This window comes from Cumulibacter manganitolerans, from assembly GCF_009602465.1.
GTDB lineage: Bacteria > Actinomycetota > Actinomycetes > Mycobacteriales > Antricoccaceae > Cumulibacter > Cumulibacter manganitolerans.
Genome location: NZ_WBKP01000092.1, coordinates 1 through 6,781 on the forward strand (window position 1 = coordinate 1; position 6,781 = coordinate 6,781).

The following is a 6,781-nucleotide window of genomic DNA, read 5'->3' on the forward strand; positions in this document are numbered from 1 at the left end:
AGCGGCTGGCCTCGCGTGGCGCGGCCCGCGCCGGGGCGGCGGCCGGGTTGTCCATGCTGGCGCTGGCCGGCGGCGTGCTCGTCATCCTCGCGGTCGCGGCGCAGGCGGCGGCGAGCGGGGCCATCGCGGCGGAGAACGCCGCCGTCGTCGTGATGCTGCCGCTCGGGCTCATCGAGCTCGGCGCGCTCATCGAGCCGGCGCTCGCGACGCGGCTGGCGGTGCGGGCGAGTGCCGTCCGGCTCATCGAGGTGCTCGAGACGCCCGCTCCGACCGACCGCGGCGGCGTGGCCGCGGTGCGGAGTGCCGACCGCGTGCCGAGCGGTGCCACGGTGCCGGCGCCGCCCTGGCCGGTCGAGCTCACCGGCGCAGCGATCCGCTGGCCCGGCTGCGAGGAGCCCGCCGTCCGCGGCGTCGACCTCCGGCTCGAGCCGGGTCGCCCGGTCGCCCTTGTCGGTCCCTCCGGCTCGGGCAAGTCGACCGTCGTGGCCGCGCTCATGGGGTACGCCGAGGTGGTGGCCGGCGAGTACCGCATCGGTGGACGGCCCGCGACAGAGATCGGCGCCGACGACGTGCTCGCGCTGTTCGGATGGTGCGACCAGTCGGCGCACCTCTTCGACACCTCGGTGGCTGAGAACCTCCGGCTGGCCCGTCCCGACGCCACGGACGGCGAGCTGCGCGCCGTCGTCGAGCGGGCCCAGCTCGGACCCTGGCTGCGCAGCCTGCCCAAGGGGCTGGACACCCGCGTCGGCGCGTTCGGCGTGCTGGTCTCCGGCGGCCAGCGCCAGCGGCTGGCGCTCGCTCGCGCGCTGCTCGCCGACCGCCCGATCCTGCTGGTCGACGAGCCGACCGCCGGGCTGGACCGGGAGGTGGCCGACGACCTGATGCGCGACATCCTCGCCGAGTCGGTGGGCAAGGCGCTGCTCGTGGTGACTCATGACCGGAGCCGCCTCGACGGCTGCACCGTCCTCGATCTGGGCCGCTCCGCCGCCGCGCCGCGTCTCGACGTCGCCTCCGCCTAGCGGCTCCGGCTCGCTCGACGACCGTACGTGACGCCGGGGACCTCGGCTTGTCCTGGTCGTCGAGCGAGCGAGCCCCCTGGGGCGAGCGACGTCGAGACGCCGGGAGGCTCGGTCGATCGGTCGATCACCGTCGCCGCTGCACTCGCCGGTGACGGGTGTTCGCCGGGGACCTCGGCTTGTCCCGGTCGTCGAGCGAGCGAGCCCTTTCCTTGGTCGTCGAGCGAGTGAGCCCCCTGGGGCGAGCGATGTCGAGACGCCGGGAGCCTCGGTCGGTCGTCCGGCCAGCGCCGCGGCTCGATGGCGCTCTCCGCTTCGGCGGCTCCATGCTCGCCAGGGTGGCTGGTGGTGCCGAGCGGCTAGTGGTGCAGCGCGCCGTCCACGCCGTCCCGCAGGGCCGCGATGGCCGCGGTTCGCGAGGTCACGCCCAGCTTGGCGTAGATACGCGTCACGTAGTTCTTGACGGTCTTCTCGGCCAGCCCGAGCTGCCCGGCGATCTGCCGGTTCGACAGCCCGTCGGTCAGCCCGGCCAGCACCCGGGCCTCCTGCGCGGTCAGGTCCGTCGGCGGCGCGATGTGCGTGTGCCGGCAGCCGCACGACGCCCCGGCACACGGCGGCGCCTCGGTCGCCGGCTGGTCGACGACCCGCAGCAGCCGCGCGGCGGCGACCGTCTCGGGGACGACGGCGAATCGGCCGCACGCCGGCGGCAGCGCCTGCTCGTCGCGGCTGAGGCTGACCACGCGCGCATCGCCGGCCGCGAGAGCCAGCGCGCAGAACCGGTGGTTGCCCTCGACCGGGTCGGAGGCGTCGGGGGAGACGATCACGACGTCCACGGTGCGAGTCTGCAGGATCGTCTGGGCCGACTCCATCGAGCCGGCCTCGAGCACCTGCCCGATCAACGGATCGCCGGCGAGCGCGCCGGCCACTCCGGCTCGCATGAGTGGCCGGTCGTCGACCAGCAGAACCCGCAGGTCGGCCCCGCGCGGGGGTACGGGGTGGTTTCGCGACGACATCGGTGGCCTCCAGCCGGTCGATGACAAGTTTATGAGGACGTAACGCTGCGGGTATCGGTGGCAACAATTTGGCCGTACCTTGACTGATGTGTGATCCAGATCGCACCGAGCACCGAGCCGATCTTTCGCAGGAGACCTCATGACGACAGTCAACGAACGGCGTCAGGCGGGCACCGTCACGGCGCACCCGCTGGAACCCCTCACGGCCGACGAGATGGCGGCCGCCACCGCGATCATCAACGCGGCGCCGGGCTGGAACGACCAGACCCGGTTCGTATATCTGGAGCTCGCCGAGCCCCCGAAGGAGGAGGTCCTGGCCTGGACCCCCGGGACCGACTGGAACCGCTGCGCGGCGGCGCTGCTGCGCGACCGCAAGAACCGCGCCACCTACGAGGTCGTCGTGTCCCTCACCGACGGCGACGTCGTCCGCTGGGACACCGTCGAGGGCGTGCAGCCTCCGATGATGTTCGAGGAGTTCATGCAGTGCGAGGAGGCGGTGCGCTCCGACGCGCGCTGGCAGGACGCCATGCGCAAGCGCGGCGTCGAGGACTTCGAGCTCTGCATGATCGACCCGTGGGCCAGCGGCTACACCGGCCCGTCGGACGATCCGGCCAAGCACCGGCTCGCCCGGCCGCTGACGTTCGTGCGCCGCAGCGAGCACGACAACGGCTATGCGCGGCCGGTCGAGGGTCTGATCGTCACGGTGGACCTCGACGACATGACGGTGATCGACGTCGTCGACCACGGCGTCGTCCCGCTGCCGCCCAAGGCCGGCAACTGGTATCCCGAGCTGAAGCTGGACGACGACAACATCCTCGGCATCAGCGAGGAGCGGGCGCCGCTCAAGCCGCTGGAGATCACGCAGCCCGACGGCCCCACCTTCTCCGTCGACGGCCATCACGTGACGTGGTCCAACTGGCAGCTGCGCCTGGGGTTCACGCCTCGCGAGGGCCTGGTGCTCTACGACGTGAACTACGTCGACAAGGGCGTGGTCCGCCCGATCATCTACCGCGCCTCGCTGTCGGAGATGTACGTGCCGTACGGCGACCCGAACCCGACGCACTGGAACAAGAACGTCTTCGACGAGGGCGAGTACGGCCTCGGCTGGCTGGCCAACTCCCTCGAGCTCGGTTGCGACTGCCTCGGCGAGATCCGGTACTTCGACGCGCTGGTCAACGACCAGGACGGCCAGCCGATGGTCATGAAGAACGCGATCTGCATGCACGAGGAGGACTACTCGATCGGCTGGAAGCACACCGACTTCCGCACCGAGCGCGCCCAGGTGCAGCGCAACCGGCGGCTCGTGGTGTCCTTCATCGCGACGGTCGGCAACTACGAGTACTGCTTCTACTGGAACTTCTACCTCGACGGCTCGATCGAGTTCGAGATCAAGCTGACCGGCATCCTGTCGCTGGGCGCCTTCGAGGAGGGCACCGAGCCGCCGCCGTTCGGGACGGTCGTCGCGCCCGGGCTGTACGCCCCGAACCACGAGCACTACTTCAGCGTGCGGATGGACATGCGCCTCGACGGCGAGCGCAACAACCTGTACGAGGTCGACTCGATCTCCGAGCCGGAGGGCGAGGGCAACCCGCACAACAACGCCTGGCGCGCGGTCAAGCGGCACCTCACCTCCGAGTCGGAGGCGCAGTGCATGCCCGACCCGCTGGCCGGCCGCACCTGGCTGGTCACCAGCGCCGACAAGACCAATCACGTCGGCCAGCCCACCGGCTACAAGATCGAGCCGGGCGCCTACTCCGCCCCGCTGTGGCGCGCCGGCTCCCAGCAGGCGGCGCGTGGCGGGTTCGCCACCAAGCAGCTGTGGGGCACGGCGTACGACCCGACGCAGATGTTCGCCGCCGGGCAGTACGTCGCCCAGAACCCCGGCGGCGACGGGCTCCCGCGCTACGTGGCGGGAGACCGCTCGCTCGTGGACTCCGACCTGGTGCTCTGGTACACGATGGGCGCGCACCACGTCGTGCGGCCGGAGGACTGGCCGGTCATGCCGACCAGCAAGGTCGCGATGCACCTGAAGCCGTTCGGCTTCTTCGCCGGCAACCCGATGCTCGACCTGCCGGCCGAGGACAAGAGCTGCCACAGCGACCACGGGACCTGCTGCGGCCAGGAGGGCGGAACCTGCCACTGCCGCCCGGTCGAGAGTGCGGAGGGGTGAGGTCATGAAGGAGTACGCGCTCGACGAGGTCGAGGCCCAGCACGAGGGCCACCCCGGCCTGCACGCCAACACCCTGAGCACCTTCGAGATGCTCGCGCAGTCGGTGGCCGGCATCGCGCCCAGCGCCGTCATGGCGACCGGCCCCGCGCTCGTCGCGCTGGGCGCCGGAGACTCCGTCCTGTACAGCTACATCGCCAGCACCATCGTGATGGTGCTCATCGGCTGGTGCGTCGCGCAGTTCGCGCGGCGCGAGGGCGAGGAGGCGACCCTGCTGTCCTACATCCAGCGGGCGCTCGGGCCCGGTGCCGGCTTCATCGGCGCGGTGGCGCTCGCCTTCGGCTACCTGCTGATCGCGATCGCCTGCCTGGCCGGCATCACGATGTACCTGGCGCCGCTGCTGGGCTGGGCGGGCGTCGACCCGGAGAGCACCACCTACCAGGTGATCCTCACCGTCGTCGTGATGGTGCTCGCCGCCGTCACGATGATCATCGGGGTGCACCTGTCCACCCGCTTCGCGATGGTGCTCGAGGTGCTGTCCATCATCGCGATCACCGTGGTGATCATCGCGGTGTTCGTCCGCCACGGGATCTCGGCCCGGCCGATGACGCCGTCCGACCTGGGACTCTCCGGCTTCACCAGCGGCATGGTGCTGGCGATCCTCGGATACGTCGGTTTCGAGTCCGCCGCGAACCTCGGCGTCGAGGCCCGCGACCCCGCGCACTCCGTGCCGCGGGCGGTCATCGGCAGTGCGACCATCGTCGGCGTCCTGTACTTCGTCAGCGCCTACGCGCAGCTCGAGGGCTTCGGCTCGGGGACCGCGATCACGCAGAGCGCCGCGCCGCTGAACGACCTCGCCGACAACAACGGCGTGGGCTGGATGGGCTACCTGGTGGACGTCGGGGCGGTCGCCTCGTTCTTCGCCTGCATCACCGGGTCGTTGAACGCGGCGAGCCGGCTGATGTTCCAGATCGCGCGGGACGGGTTCCTGCCGACGTCGTTCGGTCGGGCGCATCGGGTGCGGATGACCCCGCACCGGTCGATCATCGTGCTGTCGTCGCTCGCGGCGATCATCGCGCTCGTGCTGATGATCAGCGAGCCCACCGTCATCGACGTGTTCGGCGTGTCGGGCACCATCGGCACGTTCGGATACATGCTCGCCTACGTGCTGATGGCGCTGGGCATCATCGCCTACAGCGCGCGCCGCGGGCACGCGGTGATGCTGCCGGCGATCATCGGGCTGGTCTCCGCCGCGGCGCTCGTCTTCGTCGTGGTGAAGTCGATCCAGGGCGCGGTCGATCCGCCGTACTCGTACCTGCACTGGATCTTCCTGGCCGTCGTGCTGCTGTCGGCGGTCTGGTACCTCGTGGGGCGCGGTCGCAACGGGGGTGGCGGCGGCATCCGCAGCGCGGGGCCGCCGCCGGAACAGGAGAAGGTGCCGGCGTAGCCGGTCACCGATCGGGCGCGCACCCGCTGCCGAGACCGAGGCCGACGAGGGCGGCCGTGGTCCGCTCGTCGGGTGGCAGCGGGAGCGCTGCCCCCGGCGGCGCCGGGGCTGCGGGTGCGCCGTGCGGCAGCTCCGTCACGCTCGGGCGCCGCACGGCGAGACCGGCGAGGTCGAGCAGGCCGGTGCCGCCGTCGGTGCGCAGTGCGCCGGACGCCGCCCACCCGATCCGCTGCAGCGCCGCCGGGTCGTATCGATCCTCGTCGATCTTCTTCAGCAGCGCGTCGAGCACGACCGCGCCCCACGAGGCGCGGTCGTCCGCGCCGGAGCCGGCCGGCTGCCAGACGCCGTCGATCAGCCGCTCCGCGGACCGGGACCGGACCAGCGCCAGTGCGGCGGCACCGTCCAGCGTCTGCGGGCCCGCGGTCGGCAGATCGAGACCGGAGAGCTCGTCGCGCAGTGGATGGGGGATGCGGACGTCGACGCCGCCCACGGCGTCCACGATCGACACGAACCCGTCGAAGTGCAGACCCACGAGGTGGTCCGCCGGTACGCCGAGGGTCGTGCAGAGCGCATCGACCAGGTGCTGCGGCCCGTTCTGCAGGGTCAGGGCGAGACGCACCGGGTAGCCGTCGTCGCTGACCAGCAGGTCGCGGGGCACCGACACCGCCCGGGCCCGGTCGCCGCGCACGGTGACGATCACGACCAGGTCGGCGCGCTCGCCGCCGACCTGCGCCGGAGTCCCGTAGTGCGCGGGGTCGGCGTCCGTCGGGAGGTGCGTCCGGCTGTCGGAGCCGACGATGACCCAGGTGTCCACGCCGTCGTCGGCGCGGGGCAGCGTCACCGGCCAGGTGTCGATGCGGCCGGCGACGACCGCGACGTCGGCGCACAGCGCGAGCACGATCGCGACCGCGGCTCCGGCGAGGACCCGGGTCGCGCGGCGCCGCGGGAGCAGGCGCACCCGCGGGCTCAGGCCCGGATGCGCCGTCGGCCGGCGAGCGTCATGGCTGCTCCGGCGACGAGCAGCGCCGCCGACGCGGTGCCCAGCTCGCCGAGCGGCACCCCGGTGGCGGCGAGCTCCTGGGGGGCGGCGTCGGCCGGCCCGGGCGCGCCGCTGGTGGTCGTCTGCCGGCCGGGCACG

Annotated in this window: 5 protein-coding genes; 3 read left to right on the plus strand and 2 right to left on the minus strand. The window is 72.2% G+C overall.

Annotated elements, in window-relative coordinates:
* The coding region (locus tag F8A92_RS17970) for an ATP-binding cassette domain-containing protein (RefSeq protein ID WP_153506555.1) at positions 1-1,019 on the plus strand (1,019 nt) is incomplete at its 5' end.
* 356 nt (positions 1,020-1,375) lie between these two features.
* On the opposite strand, the gene F8A92_RS17975 is transcribed toward F8A92_RS17970, so the two are convergent.
* Positions 1,376-2,029 (minus strand): response regulator transcription factor, encoded by a 654-nt coding sequence (locus F8A92_RS17975; RefSeq protein WP_194291580.1) that lies wholly within the window; start codon positions 2,027-2,029, stop codon positions 1,376-1,378.
* Between the two features lie 139 nt (positions 2,030-2,168).
* Here F8A92_RS17975 and F8A92_RS17980 point away from each other — a divergent pair, with 139 nt between their 5' ends.
* Positions 2,169-4,199 (plus strand): primary-amine oxidase, encoded by a 2,031-nt coding sequence (locus tag F8A92_RS17980; protein WP_153506557.1) that lies wholly within the window; start codon positions 2,169-2,171, stop codon positions 4,197-4,199.
* Between the two features lie 4 nt (positions 4,200-4,203).
* Complete coding sequence (locus F8A92_RS17985) at positions 4,204-5,643, plus strand: APC family permease (protein ID WP_153506558.1); 1,440 nt, start codon at positions 4,204-4,206, stop codon at positions 5,641-5,643.
* Between the two features lie 4 nt (positions 5,644-5,647).
* Here F8A92_RS17985 and F8A92_RS17990 read toward each other — a convergent pair whose 3' ends face one another.
* Positions 5,648-6,601 (minus strand): LCP family protein, encoded by a 954-nt coding sequence (locus F8A92_RS17990; protein WP_194291581.1) that lies wholly within the window; start codon positions 6,599-6,601, stop codon positions 5,648-5,650.
* Between the last annotated feature and the right edge of the window lie 180 nt (positions 6,602-6,781).

What these genes read in the sequence shown, in the direction of transcription:
- F8A92_RS17985 (WP_153506558.1), top strand. Translation starts at nt 4,204, where the DNA reads ATGAAGGAGTACGCGCTCGACGAGGTCGAGGCCCAGCACGAGGGCCAC.
- F8A92_RS17975 (WP_194291580.1), bottom strand. Translation starts at nt 2,029, where the DNA reads ATGTCGTCGCGAAACCACCCCGTACCCCCGCGCGGGGCCGACCTGCGG.
- F8A92_RS17980 (WP_153506557.1), top strand. Translation starts at nt 2,169, where the DNA reads ATGACGACAGTCAACGAACGGCGTCAGGCGGGCACCGTCACGGCGCAC.